This is a genomic window from Paraburkholderia guartelaensis (assembly GCF_004353905.1).
GTDB lineage: Bacteria > Pseudomonadota > Gammaproteobacteria > Burkholderiales > Burkholderiaceae > Paraburkholderia > Paraburkholderia guartelaensis.
Genome location: NZ_SMOD01000001.1, coordinates 278393 through 299685, shown reverse-complemented (window position 1 = coordinate 299685; position 21293 = coordinate 278393). Strand labels below are relative to the sequence as shown.

16 protein-coding genes are annotated in these 21293 nt (G+C 63.9%); 8 read left to right on the top strand and 8 right to left on the bottom strand.

What is annotated here, in order from left to right:
* Positions 1-52 precede the first annotated feature (52 nt).
* Positions 53-1285 carry an NAD(P)/FAD-dependent oxidoreductase gene (locus tag E1N52_RS01320; protein ID WP_133179462.1) on the bottom strand — a complete coding sequence of 411 codons (1233 nt, stop codon included), beginning with the start codon at positions 1283-1285 and terminating at the stop codon, positions 53-55.
* Positions 1285-2616 (bottom strand): amino acid permease, encoded by a 1332-nt coding sequence (locus E1N52_RS01315; protein ID WP_133179785.1) that lies wholly within the window; start codon positions 2614-2616, stop codon positions 1285-1287. The genes E1N52_RS01320 and E1N52_RS01315 overlap by 1 nt, the downstream gene beginning before the upstream one ends.
* Before the next feature lie 366 nt (positions 2617-2982).
* Here E1N52_RS01315 and E1N52_RS01310 point away from each other — a divergent pair, with 366 nt between their 5' ends.
* Positions 2983-4410 carry an aminotransferase-like domain-containing protein gene (locus E1N52_RS01310; protein WP_133179460.1) on the top strand — a complete coding sequence of 476 codons (1428 nt, stop codon included), beginning with the start codon at positions 2983-2985 and terminating at the stop codon, positions 4408-4410.
* 336 nt (positions 4411-4746) lie between these two features.
* Positions 4747-5283, top strand: a complete 537-nt coding sequence (locus E1N52_RS01305) for a hypothetical protein (protein WP_133179458.1) — start codon at positions 4747-4749, stop codon at positions 5281-5283.
* A gap of 158 nt (positions 5284-5441) precedes the next feature.
* Here the strand turns inward: E1N52_RS01305 and E1N52_RS01300 are convergent, their stop codons facing one another.
* Positions 5442-7046, bottom strand: coding sequence for an EAL domain-containing protein (locus tag E1N52_RS01300; protein ID WP_133179456.1), 1605 nt, complete (start codon positions 7044-7046; stop codon positions 5442-5444).
* A 204-nt stretch (positions 7047-7250) separates the two neighbouring features.
* Here E1N52_RS01300 and E1N52_RS01295 point away from each other — a divergent pair, with 204 nt between their 5' ends.
* Positions 7251-8717 carry an MFS transporter gene (locus E1N52_RS01295; RefSeq protein WP_133179454.1) on the top strand — a complete coding sequence of 489 codons (1467 nt, stop codon included), beginning with the start codon at positions 7251-7253 and terminating at the stop codon, positions 8715-8717.
* A 10-nt stretch (positions 8718-8727) separates the two neighbouring features.
* On the opposite strand, the gene tssJ is transcribed toward E1N52_RS01295, so the two are convergent.
* Genes tssJ through E1N52_RS01270 form a run of 5 tightly spaced genes read right to left on the bottom strand, consistent with a single transcriptional unit; the run spans position 8728 to position 16626 of the window.
* On the bottom strand, positions 8728-9258 hold the full coding sequence (gene tssJ / locus E1N52_RS01290; RefSeq protein WP_133179452.1) for a type VI secretion system lipoprotein TssJ: 531 nt from the start codon (positions 9256-9258) through the stop codon (positions 8728-8730).
* A gap of 13 nt (positions 9259-9271) precedes the next feature.
* Entirely contained in the window at positions 9272-10381 is a 1110-nt protein-coding gene (gene tssG, locus E1N52_RS01285) for a type VI secretion system baseplate subunit TssG (protein WP_133179450.1), read from the bottom strand.
* Positions 10378-12189: a type VI secretion system baseplate subunit TssF gene (gene tssF / locus E1N52_RS01280; RefSeq protein WP_133179448.1), complete on the bottom strand. Its 1812-nt coding sequence runs from the start codon at positions 12187-12189 to the stop codon at positions 10378-10380. Before tssF ends, tssG begins: the two co-directional genes overlap by 4 nt.
* Before the next feature lie 19 nt (positions 12190-12208).
* The gene (tssA, locus tag E1N52_RS01275) at positions 12209-13792 is read right to left on the bottom strand and encodes a type VI secretion system protein TssA (protein WP_133179446.1); all 1584 of its coding nucleotides are present in this window, start codon (positions 13790-13792) and stop codon (positions 12209-12211) included.
* The gene (locus tag E1N52_RS01270) at positions 13789-16626 is read right to left on the bottom strand and encodes an ImcF-related family protein (RefSeq protein WP_246088902.1); all 2838 of its coding nucleotides are present in this window, start codon (positions 16624-16626) and stop codon (positions 13789-13791) included. The genes tssA and E1N52_RS01270 overlap by 4 nt, the downstream gene beginning before the upstream one ends.
* A gap of 71 nt (positions 16627-16697) precedes the next feature.
* Between E1N52_RS01270 and tssE the strand changes: the two genes are divergently transcribed.
* From tssE to E1N52_RS01245, 5 genes are all read left to right on the top strand, one after another.
* Entirely contained in the window at positions 16698-17129 is a 432-nt protein-coding gene (tssE, locus tag E1N52_RS01265) for a type VI secretion system baseplate subunit TssE (protein WP_133179442.1), read from the top strand.
* 155 nt (positions 17130-17284) lie between these two features.
* The gene (locus E1N52_RS01260; RefSeq protein ID WP_133179440.1) at positions 17285-18355 is read left to right on the top strand and encodes a LysR family transcriptional regulator; all 1071 of its coding nucleotides are present in this window, start codon (positions 17285-17287) and stop codon (positions 18353-18355) included.
* A 100-nt stretch (positions 18356-18455) separates the two neighbouring features.
* The gene (locus tag E1N52_RS01255) at positions 18456-19112 is read left to right on the top strand and encodes a DUF4286 family protein (RefSeq protein WP_133179438.1); all 657 of its coding nucleotides are present in this window, start codon (positions 18456-18458) and stop codon (positions 19110-19112) included.
* A 75-nt stretch (positions 19113-19187) separates the two neighbouring features.
* Positions 19188-20495, top strand: coding sequence for an MFS transporter (locus E1N52_RS01250; protein ID WP_425467984.1), 1308 nt, complete (start codon positions 19188-19190; stop codon positions 20493-20495).
* A 68-nt stretch (positions 20496-20563) separates the two neighbouring features.
* Positions 20564-21265 carry a DUF2848 domain-containing protein gene (locus tag E1N52_RS01245; RefSeq protein WP_133179435.1) on the top strand — a complete coding sequence of 234 codons (702 nt, stop codon included), beginning with the start codon at positions 20564-20566 and terminating at the stop codon, positions 21263-21265.
* The last annotated feature ends 28 nt before the right edge of the window (positions 21266-21293 follow it).

Below are 21293 nucleotides of genomic sequence, written 5' to 3'. Positions count from 1 at the left end.
GTTGCGGTGGGTGTTACGTGGCTGTTGGCTGGAACGTGGCTTGAATCATGGGTTAAAAACGTCGCGGACTATAAGGCGTGAGATCGAGGGGGGGCGCACGCTTTGCAACGAGATCGGCGACCACGCTGCCCGTCACGCCGCCGAGCGTCACGCCCAGATGCTGGTGCCCAAACGCATAGATCACGCGCGGCGAGCGGCTCGACGCGCCCACCACGGGCAGCGCGTCAGGCAGGCTCGGCCTGAAACCAAGCCAGTCGCTGTCCGGCTCGGGCAGTCCGGGCAGCGCCTCCTGCGCGGAGCGCGTCAAGAGGCGCAGCAGGTCCGCATTCTTGCCCGCTCCGTTGGCCGCCAGCTCGACGGTGCCCGCTGCGCGGATGCCGCCGTCCATCGGCGTCATGTAGAAGCCGCGCTCGGCCCAGCCGCACGGACGCGAAATTCGATCAGCGGTGCCAGGAAAGCGCACGTGATAGCCGCGCTCGATGCCTAGCGGCACCGCGTCGCCGCATTGGCGCGCGAGGCGCCCCGAAAACGCGCCCGCGCACACAATGACCTGTTCCGCGTCATGCGCCTCGCCCGCCGTATCGATCAGCTTCACCGCGCCAGGCGCAGGCTTCAGCGTTTCGACGGCCACGCGCCGGTGCACCAGACCGCTCTGCGTCAACATCGCATGCAAGGCCTGCAGAAAGCCGCGCGGATCGCTCAGAAACCAGCTGCCTTTGAAGAGCGTGCCTTGGGGGAAGAGTGGCGCGAGGCCGGGCTCCAGTTGTGCGATCTCGCTGCGCGAGAGCGTTTCGAATGCCACGCCGAGCGAGCGCCGTAGCTCAAGCGCCGGCTGCGCGGCCTTGAACGACGCTGCGCTCGAATACAGGTAGAGGCATTCGCGTTCACGCACGAAGGCCGCGAGCGCGTCGACGCTGAGCAGCTCGCGATAGCCTTCGAATGCGCGCGAGAGCAGTTGCGCGAGCGCGTTCACGCTGCCCGCGTAGCGGCGCGGCGTGGCGCTCAGCAGGAAACGCGTGAGCCATGGCGCGAGCGCCGGCACGTCGCCCCAGCGGATGCGCAGCGGGCTCGTCGACGAGAATAGAAAGCGCGGGATGTTGCGGAACACGTCCGGGTTGTTCACGGGAATGCACGCATAGTTCGCGAACGTGCCCGCGTTGCCGTATGACGCGCCCTCGCCCGGCCCCTGCGCGTCGTACAGCGTCACGCTGTGCCCGTCGCGCATGAGCCAGTACGCGCACGACAATCCCACGAAGCCCGCGCCGATGACAGCCACTTGCGCCATTACTTCTTCCAGTTGGTTGCAGGCTCACGGAATTCCTGCACGTGAGTCCTTTTGCGTGTGAGCAGGTAAGCCGCCGACACCAGCGCCAGGCTCGCGAGGCTCGCCATGAGCTGGCCCGAGAGAGCGTGATCGAAGCCCATCGCGCAGAGCACGCCGGCAATGGCCGCCACCACGGCCCACGAAAGCCAGGGAAAGAGCCACATTTTGAAGGTGAGCCGTTCGGGCTCCGTTGCCTCCAGGCGCCGGCGAATCACGATCTGCGAAACGGCGATGGAGAGATACACGAACAGCATGACCGCACCGGATGCACTGACGAGATAGAGGAACACGCCCTGCGGCGAAACGATCGCCGCGACGATGGCCACGTAGCCGACGATGCTGCTCGCGAGCACGGCGAGACGCGGCACGCGGCTCTTCGAGAGCGTGAGCAGCGCGCGCGGGGCGTCGCGGCGCTCGGCGAGCCGGAACACGATGCGCGAGGACACATAGAGCCCGGAGTTCAGCGCGGAGAGCACGGCCACCAGAACGATCGCATTCATGATGTCCGCAGCGCCTGGAATATGCATGGTTTCGAGCGCCGCCACGAACGGCGAGTAGCCCACCTTGATGCTCGCCCACGGCACGATGCACGCGATCACGAAGAGCGAGCCGACATAGAACGTGATGACGCGCAGGATGACCGAGCGCGTCATCGAAGCCACGTTGCGGCCCGGATCGTCGGATTCGGCCGCGGCGATGGTCGCGATCTCCGCGCCGCCCACGGCGAAGATCACCGTGGGTACGCCCGCGAAGATCGACATCGCGCCGAACGGCATGAAGCCGTGGTCGCCGCTCAGGTTGTTCACAGTCTGGTGCCACGAACTGAACCCGAACAGGTAGCTCGCGCCCACCACGATGAACACGATGATCGCCGCCACCTTGATCGACGCGAACCAGTACTCGAATTCTCCATACGATTTCACCGAGAGCAGGTTCACGACCGTCATGAACGAAAGGAGCACGAGCCCGATCACCCAGACCGGCGCGGGAATCCAGCGCTGCAGGATGCCCGCGCCCGCCACCGCCTCCACGGCGACCACGATCACCCAGAAGTACCAGTAGAGCCAGCCGTTCGTGAAACCGGCCCAGTCGCCAAGGCCAATGCGCGTGAACTCCGTGAACGAGCCGACGCCCGGATGCGCGAGCGCCATCTCGCCGAGCATGCGCATGACAAACAGCACGACGATGCCCGCCAGCAGATAGCTCAGGCACGCAGCCGGCCCCATCGCGTTGATGGTGGCGCTGCTGCCGACGAAGAGTCCCGCGCCGATAATGCCGCCGAGCGAAATCATCGTGACGTGCCGCTTGCGCAGCGAATGTCCGAGGGGTGTGGATGTGCTGCCTGAAGCGGATGTGGGTTGCCGGGTTGCCACGAGCCTGTCCTCCTGTAATACAGTGCGTGTTGCGCCGAGCTGCTGGCCGAACAAAACCTTGAATTCATACTCACACAATAATTTTTTGTGTGCAATTAAAAAGGCTTTGTACGGAGACTAGGAATTTCCCTGGAGGATGGTCTTTCGGCCCACGACAGAAGCAGCCAAGTCCTTGCCAGATATCGTATTATTAGGCTAAAGGCACGGCAGCGGCGCAGATGAGGCATCTCACGTGAGCATGGCAATGGGGCAGACGATCGAGTTTTGTATGGAGTTAATACTTGCATGAAAGCCGACGATTACCAGACAAAATCGGATGACAATATCCAGACAAAGGGTCGTCAAGCCACGTATCTGGAGGTCTCCCGCAATCTCGAGGAGCAGGTGCGCAGCGGCCAGTACCCGCCCGGCAGCCGCTTGCCGCCGCAGCGCGATCTGGCCGTGGAACTGGGTATCAACGTCTCCACCGTATCGCGCGCGTATAAGGAGTTGCAGGCGCGCGGGCTGATAGTCGCGAGCAAGCGGCGCGGCTCGATCGTCACCGGCGGGGCCATGCCTGCCGTCGGCGCGGCGGCGCAGCGCGGCGCGCAGACGAGCGACGCTGAAGCGAGCGGCGTGGTGGACCTCACTGTCAACCGGCCGGCAACCGGAGAATTTCTCGCGCAGCTCGCCCGCACGATGGCGTCGATCTCGCGCGACCCGCGCTTTGCGGAAACGCAGGAATACCAGCCGCCCCAAGGCGCCGAATGGGCGCGCGCGGCGGGCGCGCAGTGGATTGCCGCGCCGGGCTTCACGCCCTCGCCCGAGAATCTCGTCGTGACGAGCGGCGCGCAGCACGGCCTCTATGCGGTCCTGAGCAGCCTGATGGGACACGAAGGCGTGATCCTTTCCGACAAGCTGACCTACTACGGCCTCAAGGCGCTCGCCCCCGTGTTCCAGTTCGAGCTGGTCGGTATCCCGAGCGACGCCGAAGGCCTCCTGCCCGATCAGCTCGAAGACGCCTGCCGCCGCATGCCGGTGAAGGCCATCTTCACAGTGCCGAACCTGCAGAACCCGAGTGTGGTCACGATGAGCCTCGAGCGGCGCCTCGCGCTCGTGGAGATCGCGCGGCGGCATCACGTTGCCATCATCGAGGACGACGTATATGGGCCGCTGCTGCGCAAGCGCCTGCCGACCATCGCGAGCCTGTGCCCCGAGCTGACCCTCCACGTGGCCTCCACCTCGAAAGTGCTCGCGCCGGGGCTGCGCATCGGCTATTTGCTCACGCCGCCGCATGGCGCTGCACTCGCTGCCGAAGCCGTGCGCACGACGGCCTGGATGCCCGCGCCGCTCACCACGCTCATCACCACGCGCTGGATCGAGGACGGCACCGCACACCTCATACTCGAAGCGCAGCGTGCGGAGCTGCAGGCACGGCAGGAACTCGCGCTCCAGATCTTGCCGCGCGAGTTGCTCAACAGCGACCCGGCGTGCATGTTCGTCTGGCTGCGTGTACCGGCGCCGTGGCGTTCCGACGATTTCGCCGCCAACGCACTCGCGCGCGGCGTGAACACCATGCCCGCCTCGGCGTTCGCAGTGGACCGCTCGACGCTCGAACACGGCGTGCGTATCAACCTCGCGTGTGCAACCTCGCGGGAGCAACTCGCGCGCGCACTGAAGGTTCTCGCTCGCACACTGCAGGACCGGCCGCGCGCGCTCTTCGGCACGATCTAGGCCGCACTCGTATTTTCCCCAATGGGTTGGCGCTCGTTCGCGCGAACCTGGCGCCGGCACATCGGATATCCGCACGGCCATCCGCAATTTCTTCCGCCGCGGGTGGTCTTCCCGCCGCCTGAATCGGTCATAACGTCTGCGATGTTAGGCAACGACGTTGCACGTCACCTGTTAGCTGGTGGACTTCGCATCCATCTGAATAACGTGCGCACACATTAGGCTAGCAGGAAGCAAATCAGGTACTAGAATGCATTGGTGCACGTGATGCAAAGGCAGTCTGTTCGGCAGGAACGTTCGACAGTTTGATGTTTCGAGTTCGTCATTGGAGGCATGCTCATGACGTGCCTGAACGAAAAGATTGTCGGTGCAGCCTTTTTTATGCTGAGCGGTTATGCATTCGCTCAGAGCACCGGTGTGAACATTCCCGAAACCATGACGGTCGCCAATATCCCGTCCATGCCTATGGAAGTGGTTCCAGTGCTGCCACCGGAGCCTCTGGCGTACCTGCACCGGTACGAAATGGAATATCAGGCGAATCAGCCAAAGCCGTTTTACGCGCAAGTCGAAAGTTTTTATAGCGCGCCTGTGGCACGAGACAAATACCATTACGACTTCGTGAAATCCGCGCCTGGAAGCAGTTACAGTGCGCAGCAGGCTGCGCGGCCAACTTCAGATTATTTGCAGATGGGCCCTTCGACAGCGCCGCAAATCTCGATTCTTGAGGTGCCGGACAGCACGTTGAACATCGGCGCACAGCCTCAGCGCAGGCTTTCGCTGACCGTTGACGAGTGGGTGTTTTCCGCGACCGCACGCGTCGCCGTTCTTCATTCGCATAGTACAGGCGCAACAGTTACGGTTCGGCGCGGCTTCTAAATCCGCGTACTTTATTTAACCGTCGTGGAAAAAGCTTAACCGGAATTAAGTGCGCTTTTGCAGTCAAGTTTAGGTAAGGATTGCAGACTTCCCGTAAGCCGGTATTTCGCAACGGCTTACGTGATTCGTTATGCACGACAAATTCATGCATATTCGTACTAACGCACGGGAGAAGACAACGCATAACGCACGAGACTCGCGTCGCGCTGCATTTCGGCAATACTCGCAGCCGAGCCCGGCCGCCGGTAGAAATACCCCTGCGCATAGCGAATGCCCAGTCGCTGCAACATGTCGTGTTGCGCCTCGGTCTCGACGCCCTCCGCAATGATCTCCATGTCGAAGTGACTGGCCAGCGCCACGATCCCCTTGACGAGCTGATCGCCGCGCCGCTCGAGTTGCCGGACGAACTGCCCGTCGATCTTCACGTAGTCGAACGGAAAGCGCCCGAGCGTGTCGAGGTTGCTGTGGTGCGTGCCGAAGTCGTCGATGGCGAATTTCACGCCGCGCGCCTTCAGCGTCTCGAACACCGCCTCCGTGCGGGCGCGCTGTTCGAGCAGGAAACGCTCGGTCACTTCGAGAATCAGGATGATGTCCGGCGGCAGGTGCTCGACTGCCCCGAGCACGTCCGCAACGAAGTCCTTGCGCTCGAAGTCCAGCGGCGCAACGTTGACGGCGAGGTGAAACGGACGCACTGCGGTCGCGCGTACCATCTCCGTGGTTGCGCGTTCGAGCACGAAACGCGTGACCGGCCCGAGCAGGCGGCTGCCCTCCACGTCGGCCATGAACACGGCGGGACTCACCGCGCCGAATTTCGGATGGGTCCAGCGAATGAGCGCCTCCGCGCCGCTCACGCGGCCTGTCGCCAGTTCGACCACGGGCTGGTAGACCACATGAAACTGGCCGTGCCGCAGTCCGCGGCGCACCGCCGAGAGCAGCAGCCGGCGCGGCGCGAACGCGATGAGCCAGGCCGCGCCAATCAGCAGATCGATGAGCAGCGCCGCCGCGCCAAAGCGCAGACCATATTTCCAGCGTGCGTCGCGATACGCGCTTGCCGCGAACGCCACGTCGACGGCGAAGCCCCAACGCGAGGACGTGGCGCGCGCGCCCGCGTGGCGCGCAAGGTCGCCGGCGGCGAGCAGCGCGCCACGGTCGTCTATCGCCGCAGCGCCCGGCACGGAAAGCGTGACGCGGCCCGCGCCGTAGCGCACGCCGTGCGCAAGCGCATCGGCCAAATACGCCGACTCGATCACGTAAAGCAGGCCGACGTTCTCGCCGGTGGGTACATAGAGCGGCATGACCGGCACGTGCGCCTGCCAGGGCGAGCCGCCGATCAGCGTGATCGCAGTGCTTGCCGGTACTTGCGTGAAGAACGGGGCAAGCGGCAGGTCGTAGGGGCCGAGCGCGGATGAACAGTAGACCCGCCCGTTCGCCACGAGATTGATGCCGCGCACATAGTTGACGTGCGTTCTCAACTCGGCGAACTGCCGCGCCACACGCTCGCAGGGTTGCCCCGGAAGCGCGGCCAACGCGGCGCTTTGCGCGGTGAGCACGCTATCGAGAATGTGCTCGATCGCGGACACCATATCCTGCGCGATCAGACCTTCATGCTTGCGGATCGACTTGTCGCCTTCCCTCACGCCGGCGGCCGCCGCGAGCAACAGCAAACTGGCGGCGCACACGAACGTGACGATGGCGGTGAGCGTGGGCGTCAGGCCCGACCAAAGGGACTTGCGAACCGGAAACCACGTAGCTGGTTTTGTCATGGGCACACCTGTGCATGGATGGCGCGCCCCGTTCCGGACATGATCCGGATATAGGCTCCCTGCACGTCACCCGCTTTTGTATGAACAGATGATACGTTACGTCAGCCGTTTCCTCACATGCTGATTTTTCTGTTTTCACGCGGGCCCTCATTTCAGGAACGGCGCATGCTACAAGGCATCGCGTGCTGAACCCAGCCTTGCCCGATGAATCCTCCCAATACGACCGAGACGACTGACAAGCCTCCCATCATCGAAACCACGCTGCCCGCGCGCCTCGATCGCTTGCCGTGGGGCCGCTTTCATGTGCTCATCGTCGTGGCGCTGGGCGTCACCTGGTTGCTCGACGGCCTCGAAGTCACGCTGGCCGGTGCGGTAGCGAGTGCGCTAAAAACGAGCCCGGTGCTGCATCTCGACAATGCGCAGGTGGGCCTCGCCGGCAGCGCGTATATTGCGGGCGCGGTGTGCGGCGCGCTCGGCTTCGGCTGGCTCACGGACCGGCTGGGCCGCCGCAAGCTCTTCTTCATCACGCTCGCCGTGTATCTGATTGCCACCGCCGCAACGGCGTTCTCATGGAGCTTCGCGAGTTTCGTGGCGTTTCGCGCGATCACGGGCGCGGGCATCGGCGGCGAGTACGCGGCCATCAATTCGACGATCCAGGAGTTCACGCCCGCGCGCGTACGCGGCTGGACCGACCTCAGCATCAATGGCACGTTCTGGGTGGGCGCAGCCATCGGCGCGGCGGGCTCAGTCGTGCTGCTCGACCCGCACCTGCTGCCCGCGGACTGGGGCTGGCGCGTGTGCTTTTTCATCGGCGCGGTACTCGCGCTCATCATCTTGCCCATGCGCCGCTGGATACCCGAAAGCCCGCGATGGCTGCTCACGCACGGCGAGCACGACGAGGCGAAGCACATCGTTGAGGGCATCGAAACGCGCTTTCGCGATGCGGGCCACACGCTGGAAGACCCGCCTAACGACCCGCTGCGTCTGCATGCGCGCAGCCATACACCGCTGGGCGCGGTGTTTCATGCCATATTCGTGCGCCACCGCCGTCGCGCGCTGGTGGGTCTATCGCTCATGACGGCACAGGCCTTCTTCTACAACGCGATTTTCTTTACCTACGCGCTCGTGCTCACCGAGTTCTATCACGTGCCGGGCGGCGATGTGGGCCTCTATCTGCTACCGTTCGCACTCGGCAACTTCCTCGGGCCGATCGTGCTGGGGCGGCTCTTCGACGTGATTGGCCGGCGCAAGATGATCGCCGCGACCTATGCACTCTCGGGCGTGCTGCTCACGGTGAGCGGCTGGCTGTTCGAGCAAGGCATGCTCACCGCGACGATGCAAACCGGCGCGTGGATGGTGATTTTCTTTTTCGCCTCCGCCGCTGCGAGTTCTGCCTATCTGACCGTGAGTGAATCATTCCCGCTGGAGATTCGGGCGCTTGCCATCGCTGTTTTCTATGCGTTCGGCACGGCGCTGGGCGGCATCATCGGTCCGGCATTCTTCGGACGACTGATCGACACGCACCAGCGCAGCGAGGTGTTCACGGGCTACGTGGTGGGATCGGCGCTCATGATCGCGGCTGCGCTCGTGGCCGCGATCTGGGGCGTCGACGCGGAGCGCAAGTCGCTCGAGCACGTGGCCGCGCCGCTTTCGGCTGTGGGGGAGGAGTGAGTTCGCTGCGTTAGTGCGTTGCCTTCTGTGAAGGAGCGTCGTCCGCGAGCAGTAGCTGGTTCACGAGTTCGAGTTTGAGCGGTTTTTCCGGATCGAGCTTTTTCTTTTCGATCACGTACTTCCACCCATTGCCACTACCCGGATTGCGATAAAACGCGACGATGGCCACGTATTGCGTATCGCCCTTCATCGCCTGCGTCAGGCTGGCGGAAGCCCCTGGATTCAGCGCGGCTGCCATGCTGTCCTGCAGGTCCTGCGCGAGGACGCTGCGATCGTTCTTGAGCAGATCGTCGTAAGAGGCTGCGTCGAAGATCTTGCGATCCCTGAGCTGATAGACGCGCACGGCGACCGAAGTCGGACGCCCAGCATCATCCGGATTCAATGCCTGACGCGCGGCCAGATCGACATTGAGGATCTTGACCTTCTTGTAGAAAACCGCGTGAAAAGCATTCGACGTGGTGTCGGAAACTGCCTGCCACGCGCCACAACCCGACAGCAGGAAGACGGATGCAGCGGTGGTAACGGCCAGACGAATAAACATAAGAGATGCCCGGTTATGCACGTTGCGGACTCAGATGTGGGTTCGGCGCGGGGGCGGGAAACGCCTCGACGATCCCGAGTGGAATAGTGATAATGCGGTCTTCTTTGGCGGGCAGTACCGTTGTCCAGCCAAGCCGCGGCGCGGGTTCGGCGGCCACCGAGCCGATTGCCGGCAACGGCGCAATCCTTGAGGACACCTGCATGCGCAGATGGATGTCAGCCTTCACGCCCGCATACAGCCGCACGAAAGCCAGCAGTTCGCGGTTGAGCCACGCTCCAGGCAACAGGTCGTGAGCCTGCTGTGCGTTGCAGGGGCGCAGCGTGGCCCGTGCAGCACGACTGCGATAGGTCAGTCGCTTGCCCAGCACGTAGCCGCCCCCTAGCCCTTTTTGCACGCCGGCCGTCACGGGTTCCGGTGACGCCGGGCGTGAAGTCAGCGGCCGAGGTTTTCCGGTCCCCGTGATCGCCGGAAAAAACTCGTCGACGCGAACGTCCACGCCGGGCAAGGCCAGTGCAATGACGCCCGCGAGTCCTTCCGGCGTACGTGTCTTCTGGGTCAACAGGCCCAGCAGTGCGAGCATCCGTGAATCGGGCAACCCGGCGCGTTTGGGCTTGTCTCCCCAGCCAAACCCAACCAGACACAACAGATTGAGCGAATGCGGGTCGGTTCCACCCGGACGAAAACTCTCCACGTAGCGGTACTTTTTCCACGCCCGATAGAGCATCGTGACGAAGCGGTGATTGAAGCGGTCGAGAAATGACTCGACGACCTCATGCCCCTCTTCTCGCAAAACGATGTCGTCGATCATGTGTGACGGCATCGCCGCATCGACGCCGTAGAGGCCCATGAACGTCGTGCGCACGACAGGCGTGTGGTGTCGTCGTGACTCGTCCCATGCATCACCGAAATCGACAGTGGCAACTTCTCCTGCGGGAAACCCGGCGCGCGGCCACGAGCCGAAACGCACCTGCTCATGCTCCGGTGTATCGCGTGTTCCGAACCCGGGACGATCGGGGGCGCCGACCTCCAACAGGCGGCACAGTTGCATGAAACTCATCTGCGGCGCTCGAGTCAGCAGGGACGCAACCAGCGGTTCGAGATTGGGAAGATCCTGAGGCTTCATAGCGGTGCGCGTTGTGCCTTGCTGCGTGGCCAGACGGTGCGGGTCTGCGACGGCAGGCTCACGATGGAGAGCTTAGTGAACAGGTTGATTTCCGCATACAGTGCGAAGAACCGGTGCAGCAGTTCACCAAAGAGCATGACGTCGCCCTCGCCGGCGAACGCTTGCGAATCGAGCGTCACCTCAATCAGCACCCCGCGCTCGACCGCGCCGCCCGACACTTCCTCGAGCAATTCCTGCGAGACCCAGAGAATGGCGGCAAGGCGCCGGCGGTTCAATTCATCGTCAGTCCAGTCGTAGAGCGCGAGCGCGCCGCGCAGCACCTCCGCATTCATCATCGAGAGGAAATTCGGAGCGAGATGGGAAAGAACGCGCCACTGGAACCGGTCGCCCGTGGGCGGATAAAGCGGCAGCGTAGGCGCGACGAGATTGCGCACGCCCGCGACGTTCGGTGTGCTCGCGGCGAGTTCGCTGATGCTCGCCTCACGCAATCCCTTGCGCGGCAGCATGCCATTGGTACCCGTCACGCGTAGCGATAGGCTTTCTTCCGGTAGCGTCTCCAGTGTCTCCCAGGCGTGGCCACCCAGGATCACCCAGGTCTCGTGAAGCCCCGACATCCCGCGCCGCACGCGTCCATGGAAGTACCGCTCCGGCGCCTCGTGCCTGAGCATGCCCCCGCGATGCCGGAACGTAGCAAAGGGGACGTACTCGTAGCGCTCGGCCGTGTCATGATCGAACGTCTCGATCGCATCGACCGAATACGTTTCGACGTGCTCCCCGTGATGACCGGCTGGCACGACGCGATACTCGGTTTCGTGATGGTCGATTTCGATGGGTTCCGCGTCGAGTTCAAAAAGGTTGATCACCGGTGCGCAGAACAATCGAATGTTCTCGCTAGTGAAACGCTGGTCTGACGGGTAAGCCTCATTGAGCACGAATTCCAGCTCGAAGCGAGTCGCTTGCACGGGGAGCTTCGCGACGTCCAAGCCGCACAGATCCACGAAAAGGAATTTCTCGCGAAACGAAAAATATTCGAGCAGTAGTTGGAGCCCAGAAAATGCGGCATCGGCTTTGGGCCATAGCCGTTCGTCGGTCGAGAAACCCGCGGGTTCGATCGTGATGCCGGGCAGCGGCACAGGCTCGCCGTCACGCACCTGTGGAATTCGCCAGAGAATCGTGTCGACCCGGCGCGTGAGTGCGAGGTGCATGGAGAACGCCACCGGCAAATCGGCGTTCAGATGCAAGCGCACGCGCGAAAGGTCGGTTTCTTCGCGGCGCGCCGAATGCTGCAACTCGAAGCCCAGCCGGATGACCGAGCGGCCATCATGGCGCACGGCAGGTCCCGCATGCGTGATAGCAAGCGGCTGCAGCATGACCGCCTGAGTGGTCCGATAGAGACATTGCACGGTGCGTGCCGTCGTGCTCCCGCTGCCCGCGGGCTGCACGCTGATTGGCGCCGAACGCACCGGTACGCCGGCGGGCACGACTTCAGTGCGCTGGAGTTTCTCGCGCAGGGGAATGAGTTCAGCGATCGAGAGCGACGGAATCATTCGCAGGTAATGTGGCCACAGGAGGCTCACGAGCCCTTCAGTGAGCTCCGGCAGTTCGTCATCGAGCTTCTGCTGAAGACGCCCTGCCAGAAACGCGAATCCCTCGTGGAGACGCTCGACATAGGGATCGCGGTCGCCGACGCGGTCGAGGTTGAGCATGCGCGCGCGATCGGGATGGGCCTTGGCGAACTCTTTGCCGGATTCACGCAGGTAACGCATCTCGGCTTCGTAGTAGCGCAGGATGGGGTCGTCGTTGTTCATCTATTTTTCCGGAGCAGATTCACGCGATCGTCAGCGCGCGGGCCGGGTCGAGCCGGATCAATTCGGCCTGCAGTTCACCGATACGGCGGGCGAGAACGGGCTTGTCGGCATCCTTGCGGTTGCTTGCCGCTTTGAGCGCCCGCAGCAACTGGGACTTCACCTCGAATACGAGAGAAGGCTCCCAGCGGATGAGCGGCAATGACTGTGCGGCGGTGTCCAGCTCGACTAGCAGCGCAACTGCCGTATCCGCACGACCGGCATGATCGGCGAGGCGTGCCATTACGAACCGCTGCAGGTAACGGTGCCGTTCGGTCCGCATCCCTGGCAGCGCTTCGAGCCACGCAAACGCTGCTTCGATGCCATCTCGACTGGCCAGATCCCGCGCCTGCGCCTCGATCTCCGGCCAATCGCCGGCGCTCTCTTCTTCGTTGTCTGCGGACACCGGCAAGGAAGCCATGCCCTCGCCCGCTTCGAGGTCGCGCACCACAGCGTGGCGCGCAATCCATTCGAGCGTCGTATCGTCCGCGAACGGTGTGCCGTCGTTGAATGAGAGCCGCTCAATCCCGGGAAGTCTTTCGAGAAAGAGGGCGAAGTCCGCACGCAGCAGCTCGCGCCATGCGCTGTAAGGCGCGCCAAGGTGGTCGAGGGCGGTATGCTGAAAGAACTGCAGATCGAACCAGAGATGATTGACGCCTTCCATGAACGTACCCTCGACACGTTCCAGCAGTTCATGCCACTGCTTTTGCAGCACGAGCCGCTTCATTTGCTGACGCAGTTCGGAACGCGGGGCTGTGAGTCGCGTGTGCGACGCGGCATCCGACGGTGGCACTTCGTGCAACGTGTCCCAGCGCACGCTGCGCACAAGGCGCACCGACGGCAGGTAGCCGTTCTCCTGGTCGTGCAGCCATGTGGCCATCGTGCGGGCCTGATCGAGCAGGTCACGTGTCGAGGTGATCGGTCCGGTTGATGGACTCGCCATAGCGGGCAATGGGGGCGCAGAAATCGCTCCTTCGCAGGAATCCGAACCCTCCTTGCGTTCGAAGCGCGAGATAAGCGGCGCCAGATTGGGTCGCGCGGTCTCAGGCCATGCACTGGTGAGCGTCACCAGTACGTCGAGTGCTGCGAGCGAGCGCTCGAGGTCGACAGGTGCAAATTCGCCGCGGCTATTGAGGAGTTCCATCACGCGCGTGGTGGCCAGCATTTCAAGTGCGCCTTTCTTCGCTTCGGCGCGCGCGGGCAGCACGCCTTCGCCAAAACGATCGACGAGCGCGGCGACGAGTTCCAGGCCGTCCGCGAAGCCCGCTGACCCATCTTGGCGCAGCCGCGCAAACGCATAGTAGCCCGCCAGGCGCAGATCCTTGCCGGTCTCCTTCAAAAGCTGTTCGCAGGAACGCACGATCAAACTCTCGTCGATATCCGAAAGCTTGCTCGCCTCGTCCTTCAGGGCGAAGAACGCATCCTCGTAGCCGGGATCGCGGCCGACGCCGGCCTCATCCGCGAGCGGCTGCAGCCACGGCGCCCACGCATCCAGACGCGCGCGGACAAGTTCCCCAGCGTCTTCACGCGCCGGGAACAGGCTTCTAAACAATTCTCCGAGCTTCATTGGGCCTCCGGCACGGAACCGTGGGGCAATGGCATGGCCGCCTGTTTCGCTGTGGCCAGTGCGGCCGGCGGCAACGGCGGAGGATTGCTCGTGGCAGTCGTGGGCCCCGACTTTCCGCCACCTGCAAAAATCCGGGTGGGCAGCGTGAAGTGACGGAGTTGCAGCACGCCGAGCGGCCCGGCACCGCCGTCGCTGCGCAACTGGACCTTGAGCGGGATGCCCTGACTCGAGTCCGGCGTCCACGTCAGCAGATAGCGCGCGTTGTCCTGCTGGGACACCTTCGCACGCTCCAGCAAGCGGATCGGCCCGAACCGCCCCTGTGCGTCGAGGGCCGAGCGCAGGCCGGCCTGCTCCGTCCGCCATTCGATGTGCGACAGGTTATCCAGCGACTGGCCCGGCCACTCGAACGGCACCCATTCTTCCCTCTGGTTGAAGTAGTGCAGATCGTTGTTCGAGAACACGATCCGCATATCCGCGATGCCCGGTGTTGCGACGCCGCGCAGATCAAACCGGATATGGGCATCGCCGGACGGGAACAGTACGATCCCAACGCGCAACAGCCGGTTCAGACTGTCGAGGAAGCCCGGATCGAGGATGAGCGTGCCGTGATCTGGACCTTGCGCGGCCACCCACCTGTCTCCCTGCCGCTCGACGATGCCGGCCAACTGCATCGCAACGAACTGCGCGATCACGCCGCTGTCCGGGCGCATGAAGCGAACCATGTCGGGTATCGAAGCGTCGTTGTCCGAGTCTGCGAACGGATAGCGACCGCCGAAAGCCTGGTTCCAGTCGGCCACGATTGAATTGCGCCAGATGTCATTCAGACTCGCCGCCGCCGGCTGCACAACTGCCTGCCAGGTCTGGTTCAACGGTGCCTGCAGCAGTTGGCCGAATCCCGCCCATTGCTCGCCGAGACTGGCGGCCACGCGGCTCGCGTACTCACGGCTGTCCGCGATGTCGGACGTCTTGCCCTGCAACACGGACTGCGCGGCCACACGCGCCATCGCCTCAGTGTCGGCGCTGTTCACCATTTGTTGCAGCTTCAACCGCATCGACGTCACGCGTTCGAGATAGCGGGCGAGACTCAGGTCCGCAGTGGACGCCATTTGCGCGGCGCCCTTGGCGGATTGTGGCGACGTGCCGATCACGAGATCGCTGCCGGTCAGACGCAGGATCGGCCCGAACGCGTCCGCGAGCGGGGCGAGTTGGGGCTGTGCCTGCTTCGACGGATCTTTTTCGTCGCGGCCGACCAGCAGTTGCGCCTTGCTGATCAGGGAATCCGAAAGCGATTGCGTTGCTGCGCCCGCGCCTGCCTGATACACGACTGCGGTCATGAGCGCAACCAGCGGAGAGCGTTGCGGATCACCTAGAAGCGTGAGCTGATCGGCGGTCGCCGATAGTGTAGGGGTGGACTGCCAGCGCAGGCTGTTGAGGAACAGCTCCCATGCGCGCGCGTAGTCATCGAAGTAGCGTTGGCGCAGTTCGGCTCTCAGTGTCGACGGTGCCTGGTTGTCGGATTTCGCATCCGACAACACCCAGTCGCCAGCGATGTTGCCCTGCTCGCTCGCTTCGTCTATAGCCTTCGAAATGCGCTGTTCCCACGCGTCGCGCGTAAAGATGCCCGGGATCGTCTGCGGCGTGTTGAAGAGTCCGCGACCGGTGGTGTCTCCGAGCAGTGTGGCGAGGGAAACTGGCGGGTACTTCGGTTTCGCGTCCTCAAGGATCTGCTGGTAGACCGCCTCCGTCGAATTCTGGATGCCGCGAACGCCGATGATCGTCTGACGGGCGGCCGCGACCAGGCTGCTATCTGCCGTAATGGCAAGCGCACGGGCGCCGGCCGATGTTTGCATCCCGATGTGACTCGCCAGAAACGCGACGGTGTGCTGACGCAGATCTTCCCATGTGCCCGACGTAACCGACGAGTTGAATGGGCGTGCCGGAACCGCGGTCGCGAGGAATTGCGGTGTCAGGAAGGACGCCGCGGCACGCTCGGGCCTCGCAAGCATCAGATAGGCTTTGAGCGTATCGTAGGCGGCTTGTGCCTGCGCGCTACCGCCGCTTGCGATTTCCTCATCGGACATGGAGGCGAGCTGGCGCAGGCGGTCCTCCAGCTTGTGGCGAATCGGGCTCACGAGTATGCGGCCCGCGGCATCGGCATAGGCGGGCCGGAGGGCGGCTAGCAGTGTGCGGTCCTGATTCAGGCCAAAGCGCGATGTCCACGGCGCGCCTTCGCGCTGGCGCACTTCGAGCGTATCGATTTGTTTGTCGAGGCTGTCCAGTGTCTGCATTGGCTGCGTGGGGTTCTGGGTGCCTGAAAGTCTGGCAACCGTGTCATTGGCGGCGCTGATCGTTGCGCGGTTCGTGAAACCCGACACGATGGTGCCCACGGTGAAGAGGCCAACGACTGCCGTGGCGATCCATGCGGCTGTCGTCGAAAATGAAAAGCCGACGCGCCGGCCGTGCACCTTGCGGCTGTGGTCCGCGATGGTTTGCCAGATCGAATGGTGCTGCGGCAATGCAGTCTCCGCTTCGGACTTGCCGTCGCTCTCATTCTTCTCGGTTCGTAGGTCCAGCTCGCGCTCCTTGAAGAGCGGCGCGAACAGGAGGCCGTGTACGGCGTGGCGCCAATGCTGGGCTGTGCGCAAGACGAGTCCCGACAACGCGCTGCTCCCCCCTTCGATATGCTGCGAAAGCTCAGCCGGATAGCGGTCCCGATTGTCATGGGCAAGGCGTGCAACGCCGACGTCGGCTAGGGTGCGGGTGAGACTATAGAGCGATGCATCAATAACCCCGGCGAAGATCATCCTGTCGAGTGCGACCGAAGGCGGTCTCACGATCGATTTCGTGGATCGGGCCGAGCCTGTCGCGGCCATGACCGCAACATCCGGGTAATGGGGACCTTGCCATGCCGACAGGCCCGTCTCTCTATGACATGCTGCTTGGCCACATCAATGGCGAGGCACTCGAAAACCACGATGCCAATACGCTCGAAATTCTGAGCGTCCAGGCAAACATAGGGCGAATCCTGAACACGCGAGCGGGTGCGCTCAAGCATGTGCCCGAATATGGATTGCCGGACCTGACCGACTTCTACAAGAACTTGCCAGCGTCAGTCCACGATTTGCGCAACCAGATGGAAAACACGCTGCTCAAGTTCGAGCCACGTCTGCGTTCGATCGACATCGAGATCAGCGACAAGCCCGATCCAGGGCTCCTCGTGAGCTTCACTATGGTCTGTCATCTGAGGAAAGCCGGGCTGGTTCGGTTCGGAACCTACTTCGAGCCTCCCGGGCGCATGCGTGTCGAGCGGCTCGTCATTCGCGAGCCTGAGTGCTAGTTCGTTTTCGATCAACGGAAAGTCCTTCAACGATCACTTTATTTTGCAGTCCAATGCAAGCCAGGTTATACATCGCCAGCTGATCCAGGCGCACGAACGATAAACACCCTGCAACGCGCTATCATGCGTCCTCGCCGTCCGCCCTTCACCTGATCATGAATATCCGGTTTCTCGAAACATTCATCTGGCTAGCGCGCCTGCAGAACTTCCGCCTCACCGCGGAAAAGCTCCACACCACGCAGGCGGCCGTGTCGAGCCGCATCGCTTCGCTGGAGGAGAGCTTCGACGTGCGCCTCTTCGACCGCAATTCGCGCTCAGCTACGCTCACGCCCGCGGGCCGCAAGATGCTCGCGTACGCCGAACGCATCGTGAATCTCGGCGAGGAGATGCGCCGCGAAGTAGAAGACACCAGCGGAGGTGGAGGCCTCATTCGCATCGGCGTGGTCGAGTCGATCGTGCATAGCTGGTTTCCTGCGCTGATGGCGCGCGTGCGCGAGCGCTTTCCGCATCTGGAGATCGAGGTCACGAGCGACACCACGATCCACCTCACGCAATTGCTGCGAGCCGACGCCGTCGATCTGATCCTGCAAACGCACGCGCTAGGCGACCGCGAGTTCGCCGACCTGTCGCTGTGCGAATTTCCCATGCGCTGGGTGGCGAGCCCCACGCTCGGGCTCTCGGGCCAAAGCGTCGATCTTGCGCGGCTCGCCGAATTTCCCATCGTCAGCTTCTCGAGGAACTCAGGGCCGCATATCGCCCTCGAACGCGAATTTGCGCGCGCGGTGGAACGCCCAGTGCGTATCAACTGCATCAGTTCGGTGGCAGCCATGATCCGGCTCGTGGCCGATGGCTTCGGCGTTAGCGTGCTGCCGCCCGCTATCATCCAGCGCGAACTGCGCGAGGGGACGCTCGAAGTGCTTGACGTGGAAAGTGGCTTCGTGCCGCTGCCGCTCGTTGCGAGCTATCGCCTGCAGATTCATCCGTTGCCCGCGCGCATCGCCGAACTGGCCGCGGAGCAGGCTCAAGCGTTTGCGCTCACTTTAGGGTCGGAACTCGGCGGCGGGGAGCCAGCCAGATCCGCCAGCATCGCGCGCCGCCCGAAAACCCCAGCCCGCGCCGCAGGCGCTGCAAAGTCCGCCACAAAAACCGCTGCAGAGTCCACGAAACCCTCGCGCCAGCGCGCGGCAAACCCGTCACGCGCCCCCAGCGCCAAAAACAGGCGATAAGAAAACCTGTTCACAGCGTATTTTTTTTCTTGTTGGACCGAAGCGGCCCGCGCTCGCCACACTGCGTCTATCCGATTCAACGCATGCGCAGGAAGACCCGATGAGCACGACACCGAACGCCCAGCCCGGCCAGCTTTGCATCTGGACCGACACCGACCCGCAGGCCGAAGCCGACTTCAACGCGTGGTACGACCGCGAGCACATGCAGGAGCGCGTGGGCATTCGCGGCTTTCGCCATGCGCGGCGCTTTCTCGCCAACGACGGTCACGCGCGCCGCTATCTCGCGCTCTACGTGACGGAATCGCTCGATGTGTTTCGCAGCGACGCCTACCGGCAGGCCTTCACGGTGCAGACCGACTGGTCGCTGCGCAACTTCGCGCGCATGAGCGACACGCAGCGCCGCGTGGGCGAGCTTGCGTTCGAGGCTGGCGAAGGCGAAGGCGCTCACGTCGCGATCTTCGTGGCCGCGCCGCAGGCGCTCGCCGCCGCCAACTGGCGCGATGCGGCCGATACCGCCACGCACGAGCCCGGCGTCCATGCGGTGCGCGTATTCCGCACCGAAGGCACGCTCTCCTCGTCGCTTGCAACCGGCGACGATGCGAGCACGGCGCGCGCCGTACAGGAAGATGCGGTCGTGTTCGTGGAAGGCAGTTCGAACGCCGCGGCGCGCGCCGCCGCCGAACAGCTTGCGCAAGCCGCGGGCGTTGCGCGCGAAACGGTGTGCAGCTTCGACATGCTCTGGCGCCTCGCGGCGTGACGCAACAGAGGCCCCAGGCGCTTCACACAACGCTACACGCAACACACGGCCCGTCCAACGACTATGGAGACCCCGATGAACTCTCTCGCCCAGGCCTCGACGATCGGCAGCACCCGCGCCGGACGCGGCCGTCTTGCGAGCGCCAGCATGATCGGCACGTCGCTCGAATGGTATGACTTCACCGTCTACAACACGCTCGCCGCGCTGGTCTTCAATCACCTGTTCTTCCCGTCGGTCGATCCGCTTGCAGGCACGCTGCTCGCGTTCTCGACCTATGCCGTGGGCTACGTGTCACGGCCGCTCGGCGGCTTCATCTTCGGCAATCTCGGCGACCGGCTCGGGCGCCGCGCCGTGCTCATGATCACCCTCGTGCTCATGGGCATCACCACGGCACTGATGGGCGTGCTGCCCACCTATGCCACGGCCGGCATTCTGAGCCCCGTGCTGCTCGTCGCGCTGCGCTTCGTGCAGGGCATCGCGCTCGGCGGCGAATGGGCGGGCGCGGTGTTGCTCGCCGTGGAGCACGGCGACCAGAAGAAGCGCGGCCTGAACGCTTCGTGGGCGCAAGTCGGGCCCTCGTTCGGCACGCTGCTCGGCACGGGCTTCATCGCCGTCATCACGATCTCGGTGTCGTCCGATGCGTTCCTCTCGTGGGGCTGGCGCGTTCCGTTCCTCGCGAGCCTGCTGCTCGTGGCCTTCGGTATCTGGGTGCGCAGCAGCGTCGGTGAAACGCCGCAATTCGAAAAGCTCAACGAAGCGCACGCCACGGCAGAGGTGCCCGTACTCGAAGTGTTCTCGCAGCACTGGCGTCGCCTCATCGTGGCAGGCGGTGCGCGCATCGGCTCCGACGTGCTGTACGCACTGCTCGTCGTGTTCACGCTCACCTATGTGACCACAGTACTCAATCTCTCGCGTCCGCTCGCGCTCACCGCCGTGCTCGCGGGCACCGCCTGCAACGCCCTTTCCGTGCCGTTCTTCGGCGCGCTCTCCGACCGTTTCGGGCGGCGGCCCGTGTACCTCGGCGGCGTGATCGCGGGAATCGTCTGGGCGTTCGGCTTCTTCATGCTGATGAACACCTCACAACCCGCGCTGATTGTGCTCGCCGTCATGATCGGCCTCGTCATTCACGCGGTGATGTACGGTCCGCAGGCCGCCTTCGTCACCGAGCAGTTCCCGACGCGCGTGCGCTATGCCGGCTCTTCGCTCGCCTATACGCTCGCCGGGATCCTCGGCGGCGGCTTCGCGCCGCTCATCATCGTTGCGCTGTTCCGCAGCTGGCACAGCACCGCAGCCGTCTCACTCTATGTGAGCGGCGCACTCATCGTCACCGGCATCGCCCTGATCGCCGCACGCGAAACCGCGCATCGCCCGCTGCAGGACTGACCTCCGGCTTTCCTCCCGGCGCACCAGGAAGTGCGCCGGGTGCGCTCCACCTCTCTCGAACTACCATCATGACGACGCTTTCCTTCACCGTCCTTCCGGCCGGTGGCACAGCCACGCCGCTTTCTCTCGATATCGACACGCTCGTGATCGCCGGCTGGGCCGGCCGAGATGCCCACGCGATCCAGCACCACATCGACGAACTCGCCGCGCTCGGCGTGGCGCCGCCTTCGAGTACGCCGCTCTTCTACCGCGTGGGTGCGGAGCAACTGAACCAGACCGAGACCGTGGACGTGCTCGGCACCCACACGAGTGGCGAGATCGAGTGCGTGCTCGTGGCGAGTCCGCTCGGCACGCTCGTGACAATCGGCTCCGATCACACCGACCGCAAGGCCGAGGCGTACAGCGTGGCGGTGTCCAAGCAGGTATGCCCGAAGCCGCTGGGCCGCGAGGCGTGGCGCTACGAGGACGTGGCCGGCCACTGGGACCGCCTGACGATGCGCGCCACACTCGTCGCCGCGAACGGGCAAACGCGCGCCTACCAGAGCGGCGCCGTGGACGGCCTCCTGCCGCCGGCCGACCTGTGGCGCCGCTACACGGAAACGGGCGCGCTGCCGCCGGGCAGCGCGATGTACAGCGGCACGCTCGCCGTGAACGGCGAGATGGCGGCGATGGACTCGGGCGACGCGTTCGAACTCGAACTGCACGACCCGGTGCTCGAACGCAGCCTGCGCGCGCGTTACGCGGTTCGCGCGCTGCCCGTTGTCGCCTGAAGCGGCCCAAGCCCTCATCCTTTTCCCC

Coding starts and splice junctions, on each gene's coding strand:
- E1N52_RS01295 (WP_133179454.1), top strand. CDS start 7,251: ATGAATCCTCCCAATACGACCGAGACGACTGACAAGCCTCCCATCATC.
- E1N52_RS01310 (WP_133179460.1), top strand. CDS start 2,983: ATGAAAGCCGACGATTACCAGACAAAATCGGATGACAATATCCAGACA.
- E1N52_RS01320 (WP_133179462.1), bottom strand. CDS start 1,285: ATGGCGCAAGTGGCTGTCATCGGCGCGGGCTTCGTGGGATTGTCGTGC.
- E1N52_RS01315 (WP_133179785.1), bottom strand. CDS start 2,616: ATGATTTCGCTCGGCGGCATTATCGGCGCGGGACTCTTCGTCGGCAGC.
- E1N52_RS01260 (WP_133179440.1), top strand. CDS start 17,285: ATGAATATCCGGTTTCTCGAAACATTCATCTGGCTAGCGCGCCTGCAG.
- E1N52_RS01250 (WP_425467984.1), top strand. CDS start 19,188: ATGAACTCTCTCGCCCAGGCCTCGACGATCGGCAGCACCCGCGCCGGA.
- E1N52_RS01300 (WP_133179456.1), bottom strand. CDS start 7,046: ATGACAAAACCAGCTACGTGGTTTCCGGTTCGCAAGTCCCTTTGGTCG.
- E1N52_RS01255 (WP_133179438.1), top strand. CDS start 18,456: ATGAGCACGACACCGAACGCCCAGCCCGGCCAGCTTTGCATCTGGACC.
- tssA (WP_133179446.1), bottom strand. CDS start 13,792: ATGAAGCTCGGAGAATTGTTTAGAAGCCTGTTCCCGGCGCGTGAAGAC.
- E1N52_RS01245 (WP_133179435.1), top strand. CDS start 20,564: ATGACGACGCTTTCCTTCACCGTCCTTCCGGCCGGTGGCACAGCCACG.
- tssG (WP_133179450.1), bottom strand. CDS start 10,381: ATGAAGCCTCAGGATCTTCCCAATCTCGAACCGCTGGTTGCGTCCCTG.
- E1N52_RS01305 (WP_133179458.1), top strand. CDS start 4,747: ATGACGTGCCTGAACGAAAAGATTGTCGGTGCAGCCTTTTTTATGCTG.
- tssJ (WP_133179452.1), bottom strand. CDS start 9,258: ATGTTTATTCGTCTGGCCGTTACCACCGCTGCATCCGTCTTCCTGCTG.
- tssF (WP_133179448.1), bottom strand. CDS start 12,189: ATGAACAACGACGACCCCATCCTGCGCTACTACGAAGCCGAGATGCGT.
- tssE (WP_133179442.1), top strand. CDS start 16,698: ATGCCGACAGGCCCGTCTCTCTATGACATGCTGCTTGGCCACATCAAT.